The following is a 16,741-nucleotide window of genomic DNA, read 5'->3' on the forward strand; positions in this document are numbered from 1 at the left end:
AAAGAGAAGTGATGCTCGGCCCGGCTCACGCCGGGGGGCGGCGCGCGGCCCAGGGCGCCGCCTGCTCCAGTTGGGCCGCGAGAGCCAGCAACCGGGTCTCGGCGCCGAGGTCGGCCACGAACTGCGCGCCCAGCGGCAGGCCGGCGGCGTTCCAGTGCAGCGGCACCGACATGGCCGGGTGGCCGCTCATGTTGAACAGGGCGGTGAAGGGCGAGGCCATCACTGCGGCCTTGACATAGTCGTCATAGGGCTGGTCGAGCGACATCGCGCCCAGCGGCGGCGGCGGCGCGGCAGTGACCGGCGAAAGCAGCAGGTCGTGGCCGGCGAAAAACAGGTCGAACAGCCGACCCACCTGGTCGAAGCTGGCGCGCGCCGCCAGCAACTGCTCGGCGCTGTGGCCGCGGGCACGGTCAATGTTGCCCCAGCTCACGGCTTCGAGCTCGCTCTCGCGCACAGCGCGGCCCAGCTGCTGCTCGCGGGCGTGCACGCTGGCCAGCAGGCCGGTGGTGGTGACCACGCCCATGCCGGCGAACATCTCGCCCACCAGCGCGGCCGGCAGCGGCAGCGGCACCGGCTCGACCTGGTGGCCCAGCGACTCGCACAGCGCGGCAGCACGGCGCGCGGCGTCCTGACAGTCGGGGTGCACCGGCAGGCCGAACGGGTTGGTCTCCAGCAGCCCGATGCGCAGCGTGCGCGGCGGCCGCTGCAGCGCGCCCAGCATGTCGTCGGACGGCGGCGCGGTACGGCTGCCGGGCTCGGCGCCCTGGGTCAGCTGCAGCAGCAGCGCGCTGTCGCGCACCGAGCGGCTGATGACATGGTGCGTGGACAGGCCCATCCAGCCCTCCAGCATGCGCGGCCCGGTGGGCAGACGCCCGCGGCTGGGCTTGAGGCCGAACAGGCCGCAGTGCGAGGCCGGGATGCGGATCGAGCCGCCCCCGTCGCTGGCATGGGCCACCGGCAGCACGCCAGCGGCCACCGCCACCGCCGAGCCACCGGACGAGCCGCCGCTGCTCAAGGCGCGGTTCCAGGGGTTGAGGGTGCGGCCGTACCAGCGCGACTCGGTGGTGGCGGTCTGGCCGAACTCAGGCGAGATGGTCTTGCCGAAGATGTTGAGGCCGGCCGCTTTGTAACGCTGCACCAGGGTGGAATCGTGGTCTGCCACCGCGTCCTGGAAGAAGGCACAGCCATGGCTGGTGACGGTGCCTTGCAGCGCCAGGCCCAGGTCCTTGAGCAGGAAGGGCACGCCCAGCAGCGGCGCGCCGGCGGCACGCCGGGCGCGCTCGGCCGGGCCCAGGCCGGCCAGCCGGCTGGCCGCGGCGCGCGCCTGCTCGTGGTGGCGGTGGCTGATGGCATTCAGGCCGTTGGCCCCGGTGCGCGCTTCCGCGCGGGCGATGGCCGCTTCCAGCACCTCCAGCGCGCTGAGCTGGCCGTCGCGGATCAGGGCCGCCATCGAGGTGGCGTCCCAACCTTCGTACTCGGGCAGGGGCAGCGCCACCGCCTTGGCCTCAGAGCCGTTCGATGATGGTGACATTGGCCTGGCCACCCCCCTCGCACATGGTCTGCAGGCCGTAGCGGCCGCCGCTGCGTTCGAGCTCATGCAGCAGCGTGGTCATCAATTTGGCGCCCGAGGCGCCCAGCGGGTGGCCCAGCGCTATGGCGCCGCCGTTGACGTTGGTGCGCTCGTGCGGGTAGTCGGTCTCGCGCAGCCAGGCCAGTACCACCGAGGCGAAGGCCTCGTTGATCTCGACCCGGTCGATGTCAGCCAGCTTCATGCCGGCCTTCTTCAGCGCGTGGGCGGTCGCCGGGATGGGTGCGGTCAGGTGCCAGATCGGGTCGTCGGCGCGCACGCTGAGGTGGTGGATGCGTGCACGCGGCGTCAGGCCGTAGCGCTTGAGGGCAGCCTCGCTGACGACCAGCACCGCCGCTGCGGCATCGCAGGTGGAGCTCGACACCGCCGCCGTGATCTTGGGATAGGCCGCGTCCACTGGCTGCAGCGTGGCCATCTTCTCCAGGGTGCTGGCACGCGCAGTCTCGTCCATGAAGAACTCACCTTGCGGCAGGGGGAAGGGCACGATCTCCCGGTCGAAACGCCCGGCAGCGATGGCCGCCAGCGCACGGTCGTGGCTTTCCTTGGCGAAGACCTCCAGGTCCTCGCGGCTGAGACTCCAGTGGTCGGCGATGCGTTGGGCGGCGTAGAACTGGTTCACCGGCGCATCGCCGAAACGTTCGCGCCAGCCCAGGCTCTCGGCAAAGGGCGTGGTGAAGCCCAGCGGCTGACCGGCCAGCATCGCCGACGAGATCGGGATGCTGCTCATGGTCTGCACGCCGCCGGCCAGCACCACATCCTGGGTGCCACTCATCACCGCCTGGGCGGCGAAGTGGATGGCCTGCTGCGAGCTGCCGCATTGCCGGTCCACGGTCGTGCCGGGAACGCTCAGGGGCATGCCGGCGGCCAGCCAACTGGTACGGGCGATGTCGCCGGCCAGGGCACCGATGGTGTCGACACAACCGAAGATCACGTCGTCGTAATCGGCGGCCGGCACATCGTTGCGCTCCACCAGCGCCTTGATGACGTGCGCGCCCAGATCGGCGCCGTGCACATGGGCGAGCGATCCCTTGCGCTTGCCGGTGGGCGAACGCAGGGCATCGACGATGAAGGCTTCTGCCATGGAAGGGGGTCTCCGTTGCGGGCCTGGCGTCAGGCGTCGAGATCAGCGGTGGAAGGTGGCGCCGGGGCCGAGCGGCGCACCGTCAGCCAGCAGCCCGTCGGCCAGCCGGGCCTTGTGGAAGGCGCGGTCGCCCCAAGCGGCATCGAGCACCCAGGCACGCTTCATGAACATCTGCAGGTCCACTTCCCAGGTGTAGCCCATCGCGCCGTGCACCTGGATGCCCTTGCGCGCCGCCAGCCAGGCGGCCTCGGCGCAGGCCAGCTTGGCGTGTGACACCCGCACCGACCGCTGCGCAGCGGGCTCCTCCATCGCGCAGGCCGCGCGGTACAGCACGGGCTTGGCGAACTCGATCTGCGTCACCACATCGGCCAGATGGTGCTTGACGGCCTGGAATGACCCAATCGGCTTGCCAAACTGCTTGCGCTGAGCGGCATAGTCCACTGTCAGGTCGAGCATGCGCTGGGCCAGCCCGATGAGCTGTCCCGCGGTTCCGAGGGCGGCACGATCGAGCAGTTCGTCAGCCAGGCGCTGTGCCAGCGCGCCCTCGGCCACGACGCTGGTCTCTGCGGGCTCCCAGCTCACCTCGGCCAGGCGGCGCGAGGCATCGATGCTGGTGACTGGCTGCACCTGCACCTCGCTGCGCTGGAGCGCATGCCAGCGACAGCCCTCGGCGCCCTGCACACACAGTAACAGCAAGTCCGCCAGATGCGCGTCCGCCACCCAGGGATTGACCGGGTGGCCCACTGCGATGCGCCCCGAACCGTCGACGATGCGCGGCATCCAGGTCTGTCGCAGCAGGTCACCGTCGGGCAGCGAGGCAAGCAGACCGCTGGCTAGGTAGGCACTGTCGGCCAGCGAGTCGGGGATGGCGAAGTAACCCAGCTCCTGGGTCATCAGTGCCCAGTCGATGTCGCCCAGACCGAGGCCGCCGTGGGCTTCGGGGACCGACAGCGCGGTCAGCCCCTGGTGGGCCATCTTGGCGCGCATCACAGGCGATCGACCGGCGTCGGTTTGCCAGATCTCGCGCAGCTTCTCTGGGGCGGCCTCGACCATCAGGAAACGACTGACGGAGTCCCGGAAGGCCTGCTGATCCTCGGTGAAGGTGAAGTCCATGGTGACTTTCGACTTGATCGGCTTAGGACTTGGGCAGGCCGAGCAGGCGCTCGGCGATGATGTTGCGCTGAATCTCGTTGCTGCCGGCGTAGATCGAACCGGCCTGCGCGAAGAGGAATCCTTCCAGCCAGTCGTGCACCTCGGGATCGTCCCGCAGTTCGGCACGCGGGCCGAGGATGCGCATCGCGGTCTCGTGCATCTGCAGGTCCAGCTCCGACCAGAAGATTTTGTTGGTGCTGGCCTCGGCACCGATCGTGGCGCCCTTGAGGAGCCGCCCCACCACATGGTAGGAGGCCAATGTGTAGGCCTCGGCGCCCATCCAGGCGCGCAGCACGGACTCGCGGATCGACGGATCGCGATCGGCCTCGACCTGGTGCTGGCGGTAGAGCTGCACCAGCTTCTGCGCTGTGCGCTGGTAGCGCGCCGGCGAGCGCAACAGCAGGCCGCGCTCGAAGCCGGCCGTGGCCATGGCCACGTTCCAGCCCTGACCTTCCCCCCCGATCCTGTTCTCCACCGGCACACGCACGTCGTCGAAGAACACCTCGGCAAAGGCCTGCTTGCCGTTGAGTGCCTGGATCGGGCGGATGGTGATGCCCGGCGCGTCGAGCGGCACCAACAGGTAGCTCAGGCCACGGTGGCGGCTGGAGGCCGGATCGCTGCGGAACAGTCCGAACAGCCAGTTGGCGAAGATGGCCCGCGTGGACCAGGTCTTCTGCCCGTTGAGGACGTAGTGGTCTCCATCACCGTCACTGACACGCAGGGCGCGGCTGCTGATCGCGGCCATGTCCGAGCCAGCATTGGGCTCGCTCCAGCCCTGGGCCCACATCGCGTCGCAGCGGGCGGTGGCGGGCAGGAAGCGCGCCTTCTGCTCGGGCGTGCCGAACTCCATCAGCGTAGGCCCCAGCAGCAGGATGCCGTTCTGGTTGACACGCATTGGCGCGTCGGCGGCCCAGTACTCCTCCTCGAAGATCAGCCACTCGATGAGGTCACTGCCGCGCCCGCCCAGTTCGGTGGGCCAGGTCACGCTGCTCCAGCCGGCTTCGGCCAGCTTGGCTTCCCATTGGCGGTGCTGATTGAAGCCTTCGCGCGTGTCGTAGCTGGCGAAGGGTTCGGCCGGCACGTTCTTGCTCAGCCAGTCGCGTACCTCGGCCCGGAAGGCCTGTTGCGCGGGGGTGTAGTTCAGGTCCATGCGGCGTTGCCCCAGTCAGAACTTGGCGTCGCGCTTCTCGACGAAGGCGTGGCGTGTCTCGGCCGAATCCGGGCTCATGTAGGCCTGCAGCGTGAAGCCCTGCTCCCAGCGGTACTTGTCTTCGAGGTTGCCGTCCTCGATGCCGGTCAGCGCCTCCTTGGCGATGCGGATCATGGCCGGGCTCTTGGCGGCGATCTTCGCGGCGATGGCCAGCGCGGTGTCGCGCAGCTGCTCGCGCGGCACCACGCGCTCGATGGCGCCCAGGCGCAGCGCTTCGGATGCGCCGATCATGTCGCCAGTGAAGAACAGGTAGCGCGTCTTCTGCACACCGAACATGCGCTGCAGGTGGGCGGCGCCGCCCATCGCGCCACGGTCGACCTCGGGCAGGCCGAAACTGGCATCTTCGGCAGCAATGACGATGTCGGCCGCGCCGCAAATGCCGATGCCACCACCCAGCACGAAGCCGTGCACCGCGGCGATCACCGGCACCTTGTTCAGGTGCACCGCCTTGAAGGTGGCGTAGTTGCCGGCGTTGACGTCGACGATCAGCCGGTCGTTGCTCGCCAGCTCCTTGATGTCGACGCCGGCGCAGAAGCCCCGGCCCTCGGCGCGGACCACGATCACCCGCACCTCGAGCCGGCGGCCCAGCGCATCGATCTCGGCCGCCAAGCCGTACCACCCGGCGGAATTCAGCGCATTGACCGGCGGCCGGTCGATGACGACCTCGGCCACGCCGTTGTCGTGCACACGGGAAGAGAACTGTTCTTGTGTCATGGAATCCTCCTGGCTCAGGCCGCCGCACCCAGCGGCTGCAATGCGGCGATGCGCTCGCCGGCCTGCGCCACCATGGCGCCGATCAATTCCTCGCAGGAGTCGAGCCGACCGATCAGCGCAGCCACCTGGCCGGCCGACATCACGCCCTCGGAGGGGCGGCCCTCGACCATCGAGCGCTGCAGCAGCATTGGCGCGTTGGCCGCCATCACCGTCTGGGCGACGCTGGCCGAGTCCTCGCGCATCGCCTGCCAGACCACGCCGAAGGCGTGGCTCAGCGTCATGCCGGTCTGTGCCTTCCACTGCAGGGCCAGGCTCAGCGCGATGCGCAGGCGTTTGAAGGCCGAGGCCTTCTCCAGCATGGCCATGTATTCGTTGGGGATCATGCGCTGCGGCATGCCGTCGACCAGGTAGGAGATCTGGATCTTCTCGGCGTCACGGGTGGCCAGGTAGCGCTGCAGCGTGGCGTCGGGCACGCCGGAGTCGCGCGTCATCAGGAACCGCGTGCCCATCGCGATGCCCTGTGCGCCGTAGGCCAGCGCGGCCACCAGACCACGGCCATCGTAGAAGCCGCCGGCCGCCACCACCGGCACGTTCACCGCGTCCACCACCTGCGGCAGCAAGACCGTGGTGGGCACGCTGCCGGTGTGGCCGCCACCCTCACCACCCTGGATGGTGATGATGTTGGCGCCCATCTCGATGGCCTTTTGCGCATGCTTGAGTGCGCCCACCGTGGGCATGCAGTGAATGCCGGCGTCACGCAGCCGCGCTATGGTCTTCTTGTCGGGTCCGCGGCCGTAGCTGACGGCGCGCAGCCGGTGCTTGACGGCCAGATCGAGCAACTGCTGCGCATTGGGCTGGAACATGTGGAAGTTCAGGCCGAAGGGCTTGCCGCCGGTGAGCTCCTTGACGCGCAGGATCTCGGCCTCGATGCGGTCGGCGGCGATCGTCGCGCCGGCCAGGAAGCCGAAACCGCCGGCATTGGTGGTGGCCGCCACCAGTGAGGAGCCGGCCACCCAGCCCATCGCCGTCTGGACGATCGGGTAGTGGCAACCCAGCAGGTCGCACAGCGGCGTGCGGATGGCCTGCGGGGTCGGGATCGGGGTCGCGGTTGAGTTGGGGTTCACGCCTGGGTCTCGCCTTTCTTGTTGGCCTGCACCATGGAGCGGGCGTCATGCCCGCCCAGGGCACCGGCGCCCAGCAACTGGCTGTGGGCATGAGCGAAGTGGTGGTAGCCGAAGGCCACGTCCATCGTCGTGCGCAGGCCCTGCAGCTCTTCGACGCGATTGATCACGGTCTTGGTCAGCGCCAGCCCCAGGCGCGGCTGCTGAGCGATCTTGCGCGCCCAGTCGTAGGTGGCGGCCTCGAGCTCGTCGCGCGGCACCAACTTGTTGACCATGCCCATCTGGTAAGCGCGTTCGGCCTTCATGCGCTCGCCCAGGAACAGGAACTCCTTGGCCACGCGCGGGTTCAGCTCGTGGGCATGGGCGAAGTACTCGACGCCTGGGATACCCATGCGCACCACTGGATCCTGGAAAAAGGCATCGTCGCTGGCCACGATCAGGTCGCACACCCAGGCCAGCATCAGGCCGCCGGCCACACAGGCGCCCTGCACCATCGCGATGGTGGGCTTGGGCGCGTCGTGCCAGCGCCGGCACATGCCCAGGTAGACCTCCTGCTCGCGGGCGTAGAGCTGCTCGGCGCCCGGCTTGTTGGTGTGGTCCCACCACAGGCCCTGGCGCTCGAAGGACTTGTTGATGTCGCGCCCCGGAGTGCCGATGTCGTGCCCGGCGCTGAAGTGCTTGCCCGAGCCGCGCAGCACGATGACCTTGACCGCATCGTCGTCCACCGCTCGGCGGAAGCCCGCATCCAGCGCGTAGGTCATCTGCGAGTTCTGGGCGTTGTTGAAGCCCGGCCGGTTCATCGTCAGGGTGGCGATGCCGTCCTGCACTTCGTAGCGCACCGGCTGATCGGTCTCGTAGACCGACTTGTCCTCGCGCTGGACGAAGGCATCACCCGGATCGGTGCTGCTCATGGCGTCGGTCTCCGGGTCAGCCCAGCGCGGTGGCGCGCAGGTTGTGGGGGTCCAGCCGGGCCAGCAGGGCCAGCTGCTCGGGCATCGGGTCGGCAGTCACCGGCACCTCGGCGGGAATGTGCAGCGCAAAGCCGGTGGCCTCCTGCACCTGCTGCGGCGTGACGCCCGGGTGCACCGAGCGTAGGCGCATCTGGTGTCCGGGGCCTCCGAAGTCCATCACGCACAGGTTGGTCAGCACCAGACGGATATCGGTGGTTTCCTCGAGCTGCCAGCCACGTTCGAGCCGGGCCGGGTTGTAGCCCACCGAGGCCACCATGTCGACCTCGCCCGCAACGAAAACCTTGGTGCTGTGGCCGGGCACGAAGAAGCTGTTGGCGTGATTGATCGAGTTGCCGGGGAAGCCGCGCACGCCCAGCATCATCGACTTGGGCCGTGCGTAGTCGCTACCCACCATCGAGATGTTGGCCTGGCCCCAACGGTCGATCTGGGTCGGCCCGACCATGGCGTGGCGCTTGCCGCCCCAGACGTTGTCGAAGATGCGCGAGAAGCCCATCCAGGTCTCGCGCCGCGGCTGGTAGCCCTGGCGCGGGCCCACAGGTACCGGCTCCGTGACCAACCAGGCCTCAGAGTCGGTCATCATCAGGTCGGTGTTGATTGACAGCATGCACAGCGAGGCGGCCAGTCGCGGCACGATGCCGATGCCGGTGGCCAGCACCTCGCCGTCGTCCTTCCAGGCCTGGGCCGCAGTGCAGATGATGCGGTCCACCAGAGAAATGTCGCTCATCATCCGTCCTCAGAACACCGGCAGCGGCAGCTTGCGAACCGCCTCGATCCCACCCACCCGCTCGAGGTACTCTGCCTCCGAGCAGTTCACGTAGCGCTCGGCATAGGCCTGCCAACCGCCCTCTGCCTTGGCGCTGGCGGCGTACTCCTTGAAGTGTTTGACGTCGAACCCGTACAGCGGACCGCAGGAACTGGGGTGCGCCCCGCCCGGCAGGTGCACCACTCCGGTGGTCTCGGCACGCTCCCAGAACACGTAGCGGGCCTCGTCGCCCTCGGCAAAGAAGCTGCTGTCCACCAGCTCGTCGCAGCTCACGTAGGTGCACTTCGCGGCGCGCGCGAACAAGTCGTCCATGTAGTGGTCCGGGCCCTTGATCTGGCACACGCCGCGCGCATCGGCGCGGTCGACGTGGATCAGCGCGGCGTCCAGCGGCAGCGCCGGCATGGCGACCCAGTCCTTGTCGTCATAGGGCGATGCGGTGAGCTGGAGTCCCGGGTTCCGCTTGAGCACATCGGTGCCCAGTCCCACGCGGGTGGGAATGAAAGGCACGCGCATGCCGGCGGCCTTCAAGCCCAGCAAGAACAGCCCTTCATCAAGCTCCATCACGTCGATCGCTCCGCTCTGGCGGGCGATGCGGAAGTAGGGCTCCAGCGGAATGAAATCCAGCGAGACGAAGGCAAAGATCAGCTTCTTGACCTTGCCCGCCGCGCAGAGCATGCCCACGTCAGCGCCGCCATAGGCGACCACGGTCAGATCCTTGAGCGGGCTGCGCAGGATCTCGCGCACCAGCGCCATCGGCTTGCGCCGCGGGCCCCAGCCACCGATGCCCAGCGTCATGCCGTCCTTCAACTGCGCCACCACGTCGGCGGCACCCATGCGTTTGTCGGCCATGGCGTTCAGGCGTCCTGGTTCAGCAGCTGCTGCTGCGAGACGGTGAAGTCGTGGCCCCAGAGGCTCACGCGGGTGAACTCGTGCACGATGTGTTCGTCCCAGTCCAGCACGGCGCCGCCATAGCCGTACTCGATGTCGAAGTTCGACGGCGTGCGCATGTAGAAGGAAGTCATGCGGTCGTTGGTGTGCTGCCCCAGCGTGGCGCTCTGCACCACCCGGTGAGCCCGCATGCGGTCGATCGCCCGCCCCACCTCAGGCATGTCCTCCACCTCGACCATCACATGCACACAGCCGCTCTCGACGGGGAAGCCGGCGATGGCCAGACTGTGGTGGCGGCCGTTGTTGCAGTGCAGGAAGTGGATCGGCAGCACCACACCCTCGGTGCCGGGCGGGCGGAAGTTGAATATGTCGGAGACCGCGAAGCCCATGACATCCTTCAGGAACGCAGCCGTCTTCGCGAACTCCGGCGCCGGCAGCACGGTGTGCCCCATGCCGATGCCCTCGGTGACGAAGCGCGACACGCCCGCTGGCGAATTGAAGCGCTCGAAGTCCGACTGGAAACCCCAGACCACCTCGTGGCGGTTGCCCGAGGGATCGCGGAAGCTGGCGGCCTGCTGCACGCAGCGGCGCGCGCAGAACGCGGCATCCTCCAGCACGAAGTCGACCCCGGCGCCTTCCAGCGTGGCCAACGCCGCGTCGAAGCCGGCCTGGCCCAGCACCTCCCACCCCGAGGCCACATAGGCATCGCGCAGGCCTGGCTGGATGGCAAAGCGGAACTGCCGCTCGTCCATGCGCAGGTACAGCCCGCCATCGGGTGACGGCGTCGTGCTCATGCCCAGCACGCCCTCGGCGTAGGTCCTCCAGCGCGCCAGGTCGGTGGTTTCGGCCACGACGTAGGCCAGTCCGCGAATGTCCATCATGGTTTTGATTCCCGGCCCCTGCCCACAGAGGCCCGATGAAATGGATTCTGGGGATCGGTCCAGCCCGGAACATCGTCCGTTGAGACTAACGGGATCGCCCCAGGATCCGCCATGCGCCCCGGCACCCCTGGAGCGGCGTGGATCGACTCCCTCGGCCAGGGTACGGAGGGTACAAACCCCCGGCTCATTCAAACGGACGATGGCAGCCTTCCTCAGGCCGCTAGTCTGCGGAAGCCGGCCTCTCGATCGGCGCCGAAAGCCCCATGACCCCGCTTCGCTTCTTCCTCGGCCAGCAAGTGCTGCCCGGTCTGATCAACGCCGCCATCAACGGCGGCATCGCGTGGGCACAGCATGGCCAGTCGCCAAAGGTGGGGCTCTGGGACAACGGCGCTTATGCCGTGGATTTGCTGGCCACCGGGTTCCTGCTGCCGGCCCTCAGCTGGTTGATCCTGCGGCCCCTGCTACGGCGCCAGCAGTCGCAGGGCAAGGCACCCTGCCTCGAAGGCCAGCGAGCGCCCCGGCTGCTGCCGTGGATGCCCTCCTCGCTGTGGCGCGGCAGTCTGGTCATCGGGCTGCTCGGCATGACGCTGGTGGGCGGGTTCTGCCTGCTGCTCGCACTGGCCTTGGGCCAGCCGGGGTTCCCCGGTCCCCACTACGCCATGGTGAAGGCGGCCTATTCCGGGCTGCTCACACTCGCCCTGCAGCCGCTGATGGTCTTTGCTGCGCTGCATAGAGCGCCCACCTCGGCGAAATCCGACAACCGTCAATCGACACACCGGCAACAACCGAACAGGCCATGACCAGGAGACCAGACCCCATGCCGCCCAGCCAGACTCGACTTCGACTGCACACACGCCTCATGTACGGCGCCGCTGCCCTGCTGCTGGCCCTGCCTGCGCTGGCACAGACCGGCACACCGGCGCCGCTCGACCCGGCTCGGCTGATGCAGGGCTTTCCGCCGCCGCCTGAGTACCGCGTCACCATCGCCAACTGGCAGCAGAACCCGCAGAAGGTCTGGTCCTTCCGGCACGCGCGCGAGCTGTTCCCGACCCGCCCCCTGCAGCCGACCGGTGTGGTGCGCGAGCTTCCGGTGAGCAGCCGCGACAGCCTGAGTCAGTTCCAAGCCGGCCCGCCGGAGTCGCAGCAAACCTGGCCGCAGATGCTGGCCAGCACCCATGTGGACGCGGCCCTGGTGCTGCACCGCGGCCGCATCATCGACGAGCGCTATTTCAAGGGCATGCAGGCGCAGGAGCCACACCTGATGTTCTCGGCCACCAAGAGCATGGTCGGCCTGATGGCGGCCACGCTGATCGCCGAGGGCCGGCTCGACGAGAACGCCCGGGTCGGTAGCATCCTGCCCGAACTGGCCGCCAGTGCCTGGGCCGACGCGACGGTTCGCCAGGTGCTCGACATGACCGACGGCGTGCGCTTCACCGAGATCTACACCGACCCGACTTCGGACATCTTCCCCTACATCGCATCGATGGGCTGGATTCCGGTTCAGCATCGCCGAGCCGACAGCCCCTTCGGCATCCAGGCCATGCTGCCCACGCTCAAACGCATGGAGCCCGGCGAGCGCGGCAGCGCCTTCCGGTACCGCAGTCCGGCCACTGACGTGGTCGCCTGGATCGCTGCGCGCAGCGCCGGGCAGTCACTCAGTGACTGGTTGCAGCAGCGCCTTTGGAGCCGGCTGGGCATGGAACACCAGGGCAATGTGATGCTCGACCCGGAGGGCACCGAAGTCGCCTTCGCCGGCATGAGCGCGAGCGCGCGCGACCTGGGCCGCATCGGCCAGATGCTGCTGCAGCGCGGACGCTGGGATGGTCAGCAGATCATTCCCGAGCAGGTGGTCGATCAGTTGATCCGCGGCGGCAGCACCGAGGCCTTCAAGGCGGCCGGCATGGAGAAATTCCGCCCCGGCTGGTCCTACCGCGACCAGTGGTGGGTCAATCCGCAGGCGCCGCGCTCCTTTGCCGCCATGGGGGCCTACGGCCAGCGGCTGTACGTGTTCCCCGACGACGAACTGGTCGTGGTGCTGCTGAGCAGTCATCCTCAGCCCATCGCCGCGCTGGTCGACGTCCCCCAACTCGTGGCGCTCAGGCGTCTGACCGAGGTGCTGCGCGCGCAGCGTTGAAGCGGAGCCCCGGTCCATGCAACGGCACCTGACGCTGATACTGCTGACCCTGATCGCCACTGTGCAGTTCTTCGACCGAGCGCTGATGGTGGTGGTGATGGAGCCGGTCAAGCACGAGTTCAGCTTGAGCGATTCGCAGCTGGGACTGCTCTCCGGACTCAGCTATGCGGTGGCCTTTGCGCTGGCCGGTATTCCGTTGGGCTGGCTGGCAGACCGCGTCAATCGCCAGCGCCTGCTGGCCGGCCTGCTGCTTGCCTGGAGTGCGTTGGTTGCCGCTTGTGCTCAGGCCGGCAGCTTTGCCGCCTTGGTCGCAAGCCGCGTGGGCATTGGCGCAGCAGATGCCGGTGGCCAGCCCTGTTCGGTCTCGATGCTGGCTGACCTGTATTCACGGGAGCGCCGCGCCGGCGCTGTGGCGGTGCTCTACGCCGGAGTGCCGCTGGGCATGGCGGGCGGCTTCATGGGCGGCGCCATGTTGGCCGCCTACCATGGCTGGCGCGCCGGCTTCATGGCCGCCGCCGTGATGGGTGGCGCCCTCTCCGTACTGCTGATCCTGCTGGTACGCGAGCCACGGCGGGGCGCCAGTGACGGCCCGGCATCAGCCAGTGAGCAGCCCCCGCCGCCACTGACCGTCACCTTGCGCTTCATGCTCGGCCAGCGCAGCCTGGTCCATCTGTTCGCTGCCTCCGTTCTGGTAACCATCAGCTCTTCGGCGGTGATGTCCTGGATCGGCTCGTTGCTGATACGCAGCCACGGTCTGGACCTTCCCGGCGTCGGCCTGCTCACCGCCGTCTGCATGGGCGGATTCGGCGCCTTGGGCACCCTCCTGTTCGGCTGGGCAAGCGACCGGCTGGGCGAAGAGGACATGAGCCGCCAGCTGCGCCTGATGGCGGCGCTGGCCCTGGGCTTGACCCTGGCCGGCAGCGTGGTCGCGCTGGCGCCCTCGATCATTGCGGTAGCCGTGGCGCTTGCACTGTTCGCCGCCTGCGTGGCCGGGTTGAACGGACCGACGTATGCGCTGTCGCAATCGCTGGTTCGGCTGCGCATGCGGGGGCTGTCGATGTCGGTGCTGATCGTGGCACTGAACCTGATCGGCGTGGGCGTGGGTCCGACGCTCGCCGGTGTGCTCAGCGATCTGTTCGCCAGCCGGTTCGGCGAGTCTTCGGTGCGCTGGGCCATGGTGTGTCTGTTGCTGATCACGCTCCCTGCGGTGCTGCTGTTCAGCCGTGCCGCTCTCACGGTGCGCGACGATCTGGACCGAGCCCAAGCCCACCATGCCCCCTGAAACCCACAGCCTGCCGCGCTGCCATCTGCCCCCACTTCCGCAGGGGCGCGCCTACCGCTTCCACACCATGGTCAAGCCGGCCGGCGCGCGGTGCAACCTGGACTGCCCCTACTGCTTTTATCTGCACAAGACCGAGCTGCTGGGACACGAAGCCCATGCCCGCATGGATGAAGCGCTGCTGGCGCAGCACATCCGCCAGACCCTCGAGGCCAACACCGGCGACTCCGTGGTCTTCTCCTGGCAGGGGGGCGAGCCCACCCTCATGGGCCTGCCCTTCTACGAGACCGTGGTGGCACTGCAGCGCCGTCACGCCAGGCCCGGCCAACGCATCGAGAACGATCTGCAGACCAATGGCCTGCTGCTGGATGCGTCCTGGGTGACCTTACTGAAGCGCGAGGGCTTCCATGTCGGCCTGTCGATCGACGGCCCGCGCGAGTTGCACGACCGCTACCGCCCGACCAAGGGCGGCACACCCAGTTTCGACAAGGTGATGCGGGCCGCCCGGCTGCTGCGCGAGGCCGAGGTGCCCTTCGCGGCACTGTGTGTGGTCAACCGCGACGTGGCGCGCGCGCCGCGCGAGGTCTACCGCTTCCTGGCCGACGAGGTGGGCACCTGGCGCATCCAGTTCACGCCCTGCGTCGAGACGCGCGGTTTCGCGCAGCAGGCTCCGGCACGGCTGCCGGCGGCTCAGCAGCCGCTGCTAGGCAGCGAGCGCGCACGACCCGGCCACTCGCTGTCCATCGTCACCGACTGGTCGGTCGACCCCGAGGACTATGGGCGGTTCCTGTGCGAGGTGTGGGACGAATGGCTGGCGCAGGACTTCGGCCGCGTGCACGTCAATGTGTTCGAGACCGCGGTCGCCCAGTCGCTGGGCCTGCCGGCGCAGATGTGCACCTCCGGCCCGTTCTGCGGCAAGGCCCTGGCACTGGAGCACGACGGTAGCCTCTACAGCTGCGACCACTTCGTCTACCCCGAGTACCGGCTGGGCCACATCGCTGAGCAGCATGAAGGCGACCTGGCCTTCTCCGCGCAGCAGGTGGCCTTCGGCCTGGCCAAGAGCGACACGCTGCCGGGCCACTGCCGCCGCTGCCCCCAGTTGAAGCTCTGCTGGGGCGAGTGCCCGAAGAACCGCCTGCTGCGCACACCCGACGGCGAACCGGGGCTGAACTACCTGTGCAGTGGCCTCCAGCGCTTCTACGCCCAGGTGCAGACGGACATGCCGGCACTGCGCCGGCGCCTCGGACGCTGAAACACGATTGACCTCTGCGCCACCCTGCACGGGACCGGCGCCGTACGCCTGCAGGACCACCTGGATTGCCCGTTTTGGGCAGCTGCGCGACACAGACCGTGCTCCTCCCCATAGCATGGTCCGGAGCCGCGTAAAGCAGCGCAGCCCGTGCACCCAGGCCAGCCACCGCTCAGGAGACTTCCACTTGCGCACCCCCTTCAGCCACACCCACATCGCGGCCGCGACCCTCGCCCTGTGCCTGGGCAGCCTCAGTACCGCATCGGCCCAGGCGCCTCAAGGGCCAACCGCCCGGCCCAACATCCTGGTCATCATGGCCGACGACATCGGCCCCAGCAACGTCGGCATCTACAGCCACGGCATGATGGTGCCCACGCCGAACCTGGACCGCATCGCACGCGAGGGCCTGCTGTTCACCGACCACTACGCCGAGCCCTCGTCCACCGCCGGCCGCGCCGCCTTCATCACCGGCCAGATGCCCATCCGTACCGGCCTGACCACTGTGGGCCTGCCGGGCTCACCCATCGGCCATGACAAGCGCGACCCCTCGCTGGCCGAGGTGCTCAAGCCGCTGGGATACCGCAGCGCCCACATCGGCAAGCACCACCTGGGCGACCGCGACGAGCACCTGCCCACCGCCCACGGCTTCGACTACTTCTTCGGCAACCTCTACCACCTCAACGCGGAGGAGGAACCCGAGCAGGCCGACTACCCGAAGGACCCGGCCTTCCGCAAGAAGTACGGCCCGCGCGGCGTGCTCGAAGCCCGGGCCGGCGAGGCCCCCCGCGACCTCGGGCCGCTGACGGCCCTGCGCATGCAGACCATCGACGACGAGAGCACCGCGCGCTCGCTGAAGTTCATCGAGGAGTCCGCCCGGTCGGGGCAGCCCTTCTTCCTCTGGCACAACCCGACGCGGATGCACATCTACACGCATCTGAAGCCCGAGTCGCGCCTGCTCGCAGCGCCCTACTCGTCGGAGGAGGACATCTACGGCAGCGGCATGATGGAGATGGACGGCCATGTCGGCCAGCTCCTCGCCAAGCTCGACGAGCTCGGCCTGGCGAAGAACACCATCGTGGTGTTCACCTCGGACAACGGCCCACAGAGCTTCACCTTTCCGGACGGCGGCACCACGCCGTTTCGCGGCGAGAAGTCCTCCACCTGGGAAGGCGGCTACCGCGTGCCCATGATGGTGCGCTGGCCGACGGCGATCCAGCCCGGCTCGGTCTCCAACGCCATCCAGACCCACTACGACCTGTTCACCACGCTGGCGAGGGCCGCCGGCGTGGCCAAGGTCGATGAGCTGCTGCTGCAAAGCCACAAGGTCAGGATCGACGGGCTCGACCAGCTCGACCACTGGCAGGGCAAGGCCCCAGGGCCTCGCAATCACTTCATCTACTACAACGAACGCGAGCTGGTCGGCGTGCGCATGGGCCCCTGGAAGGGGCTGTTCAAGGAGCGCGAAGGCTTCTTCGACCCACTGCATCCCAGCTTCGCCTTCTTCAACCTGCGCATGGACCCCTACGAGCGCAATGCCACCGGCAAGGACAGCAACCGCCTGGGCATGCGCAAGGCCTGGATCGGCATGCAGATCCAGGAGCTGCTGACCGGGCACGCGATCAGCCTGCGTCAGTTTCCACCGCGCCAGATGGGCGCAAGCCTCAGCCCGAGCGAACGTGCCGGCACTGCCGCGAAACAGTGAGACGCAGC

At 68.4% G+C, this 16,741-nt stretch carries 15 protein-coding genes; 5 read left to right on the plus strand and 10 right to left on the minus strand.

Translation table 11 applies throughout. The features are described 5' to 3' along the window. Nucleotides 1-25: 25 nt before the first annotated feature. From NGK70_RS16195 to NGK70_RS16240, 10 genes are read right to left on the minus strand one after another with little or no spacing between them, the layout of a single operon-like run. Nucleotides 26-1,531 (minus strand): amidase, encoded by a 1,506-nt coding sequence (locus NGK70_RS16195; RefSeq protein WP_251969538.1) that lies wholly within the window; start codon nt 1,529-1,531, stop codon nt 26-28. After that, nucleotides 1,506-2,669 (minus strand): acetyl-CoA C-acetyltransferase, encoded by a 1,164-nt coding sequence (locus NGK70_RS16200; protein ID WP_251969539.1) that lies wholly within the window; start codon nt 2,667-2,669, stop codon nt 1,506-1,508. Before NGK70_RS16200 ends, NGK70_RS16195 begins: the two co-directional genes overlap by 26 nt. Before the next feature lie 42 nt (nt 2,670-2,711). Further along, nucleotides 2,712-3,782 carry an acyl-CoA dehydrogenase family protein gene (locus tag NGK70_RS16205; RefSeq protein ID WP_251969540.1) on the minus strand — a complete coding sequence of 357 codons (1,071 nt, stop codon included), beginning with the start codon at nt 3,780-3,782 and terminating at the stop codon, nt 2,712-2,714. A 22-nt stretch (nt 3,783-3,804) separates the two neighbouring features. Next, nucleotides 3,805-4,971: an acyl-CoA dehydrogenase family protein gene (locus NGK70_RS16210; RefSeq protein WP_251969541.1), complete on the minus strand. Its 1,167-nt coding sequence runs from the start codon at nt 4,969-4,971 to the stop codon at nt 3,805-3,807. A 15-nt stretch (nt 4,972-4,986) separates the two neighbouring features. Next, nucleotides 4,987-5,745: an enoyl-CoA hydratase family protein gene (locus tag NGK70_RS16215; RefSeq protein WP_251969542.1), complete on the minus strand. Its 759-nt coding sequence runs from the start codon at nt 5,743-5,745 to the stop codon at nt 4,987-4,989. Nucleotides 5,746-5,759: 14 nt separating this feature from the next. Further along, on the minus strand, nt 5,760-6,869 hold the full coding sequence (locus NGK70_RS16220) for an NAD(P)H-dependent flavin oxidoreductase (protein ID WP_251969543.1): 1,110 nt from the start codon (nt 6,867-6,869) through the stop codon (nt 5,760-5,762). Next, a complete protein-coding gene (locus NGK70_RS16225) occupies nt 6,866-7,777 on the minus strand; it encodes an enoyl-CoA hydratase (protein WP_251969544.1) in 912 nt (303 codons plus the stop codon). Before NGK70_RS16225 ends, NGK70_RS16220 begins: the two co-directional genes overlap by 4 nt. Nucleotides 7,778-7,793: 16 nt before the next feature. Continuing rightward, on the minus strand, nt 7,794-8,561 hold the full coding sequence (locus tag NGK70_RS16230) for a CoA-transferase subunit beta (RefSeq protein WP_251969545.1): 768 nt from the start codon (nt 8,559-8,561) through the stop codon (nt 7,794-7,796). Nucleotides 8,562-8,570: 9 nt separating this feature from the next. Continuing rightward, the gene (locus tag NGK70_RS16235) at nt 8,571-9,449 is read right to left on the minus strand and encodes a CoA transferase subunit A (protein ID WP_251969546.1); all 879 of its coding nucleotides are present in this window, start codon (nt 9,447-9,449) and stop codon (nt 8,571-8,573) included. Between the two features lie 5 nt (nt 9,450-9,454). After that, nucleotides 9,455-10,369, minus strand: a complete 915-nt coding sequence (locus tag NGK70_RS16240; protein ID WP_251969547.1) for a VOC family protein — start codon at nt 10,367-10,369, stop codon at nt 9,455-9,457. Between the two features lie 263 nt (nt 10,370-10,632). Here NGK70_RS16240 and NGK70_RS16245 point away from each other — a divergent pair, with 263 nt between their 5' ends. The 5 genes from NGK70_RS16245 to NGK70_RS16265 all read left to right on the plus strand — a co-directional run bounded on the left by NGK70_RS16245 (nt 10,633) and on the right by NGK70_RS16265 (nt 16,733). Next, nucleotides 10,633-11,169 carry a hypothetical protein gene (locus tag NGK70_RS16245; RefSeq protein WP_251969548.1) on the plus strand — a complete coding sequence of 179 codons (537 nt, stop codon included), beginning with the start codon at nt 10,633-10,635 and terminating at the stop codon, nt 11,167-11,169. Nucleotides 11,170-11,186: 17 nt separating this feature from the next. Beyond that, nucleotides 11,187-12,503, plus strand: coding sequence for a serine hydrolase domain-containing protein (locus tag NGK70_RS16250; RefSeq protein ID WP_251969549.1), 1,317 nt, complete (start codon nt 11,187-11,189; stop codon nt 12,501-12,503). Nucleotides 12,504-12,519: 16 nt separating this feature from the next. Then, on the plus strand, nt 12,520-13,785 hold the full coding sequence (locus NGK70_RS16255; RefSeq protein WP_251969550.1) for an MFS transporter: 1,266 nt from the start codon (nt 12,520-12,522) through the stop codon (nt 13,783-13,785). Then, a complete protein-coding gene (locus NGK70_RS16260) occupies nt 13,775-15,034 on the plus strand; it encodes an anaerobic sulfatase maturase (RefSeq protein WP_251969551.1) in 1,260 nt (419 codons plus the stop codon). Before NGK70_RS16255 ends, NGK70_RS16260 begins: the two co-directional genes overlap by 11 nt. Before the next feature lie 184 nt (nt 15,035-15,218). Then, entirely contained in the window at nt 15,219-16,733 is a 1,515-nt protein-coding gene (locus NGK70_RS16265) for an arylsulfatase (RefSeq protein WP_251969552.1), read from the plus strand. Nucleotides 16,734-16,741 lie beyond the last annotated feature (8 nt).

The organism is Sphaerotilus microaerophilus, assembly GCF_023734135.1.
Classification (GTDB): Bacteria; Pseudomonadota; Gammaproteobacteria; order Burkholderiales; family Burkholderiaceae_C; genus Sphaerotilus; species Sphaerotilus microaerophilus.

Bases quoted from the DNA above. Each gene is read 5' to 3' on its own strand.
- NGK70_RS16195 (WP_251969538.1), bottom strand. From the start codon at position 1,531: ATGTCACCATCATCGAACGGCTCTGAGGCCAAGGCGGTGGCGCTGCCC.
- NGK70_RS16200 (WP_251969539.1), bottom strand. From the start codon at position 2,669: ATGGCAGAAGCCTTCATCGTCGATGCCCTGCGTTCGCCCACCGGCAAG.
- NGK70_RS16205 (WP_251969540.1), bottom strand. From the start codon at position 3,782: ATGGACTTCACCTTCACCGAGGATCAGCAGGCCTTCCGGGACTCCGTC.
- NGK70_RS16210 (WP_251969541.1), bottom strand. From the start codon at position 4,971: ATGGACCTGAACTACACCCCCGCGCAACAGGCCTTCCGGGCCGAGGTA.
- NGK70_RS16215 (WP_251969542.1), bottom strand. From the start codon at position 5,745: ATGACACAAGAACAGTTCTCTTCCCGTGTGCACGACAACGGCGTGGCC.
- NGK70_RS16225 (WP_251969544.1), bottom strand. From the start codon at position 7,777: ATGAGCAGCACCGATCCGGGTGATGCCTTCGTCCAGCGCGAGGACAAG.
- NGK70_RS16230 (WP_251969545.1), bottom strand. From the start codon at position 8,561: ATGAGCGACATTTCTCTGGTGGACCGCATCATCTGCACTGCGGCCCAG.
- NGK70_RS16235 (WP_251969546.1), bottom strand. From the start codon at position 9,449: ATGGCCGACAAACGCATGGGTGCCGCCGACGTGGTGGCGCAGTTGAAG.
- NGK70_RS16240 (WP_251969547.1), bottom strand. From the start codon at position 10,369: ATGATGGACATTCGCGGACTGGCCTACGTCGTGGCCGAAACCACCGAC.
- NGK70_RS16245 (WP_251969548.1), top strand. From the start codon at position 10,633: ATGACCCCGCTTCGCTTCTTCCTCGGCCAGCAAGTGCTGCCCGGTCTG.
- NGK70_RS16250 (WP_251969549.1), top strand. From the start codon at position 11,187: ATGCCGCCCAGCCAGACTCGACTTCGACTGCACACACGCCTCATGTAC.
- NGK70_RS16255 (WP_251969550.1), top strand. From the start codon at position 12,520: ATGCAACGGCACCTGACGCTGATACTGCTGACCCTGATCGCCACTGTG.
- NGK70_RS16260 (WP_251969551.1), top strand. From the start codon at position 13,775: ATGCCCCCTGAAACCCACAGCCTGCCGCGCTGCCATCTGCCCCCACTT.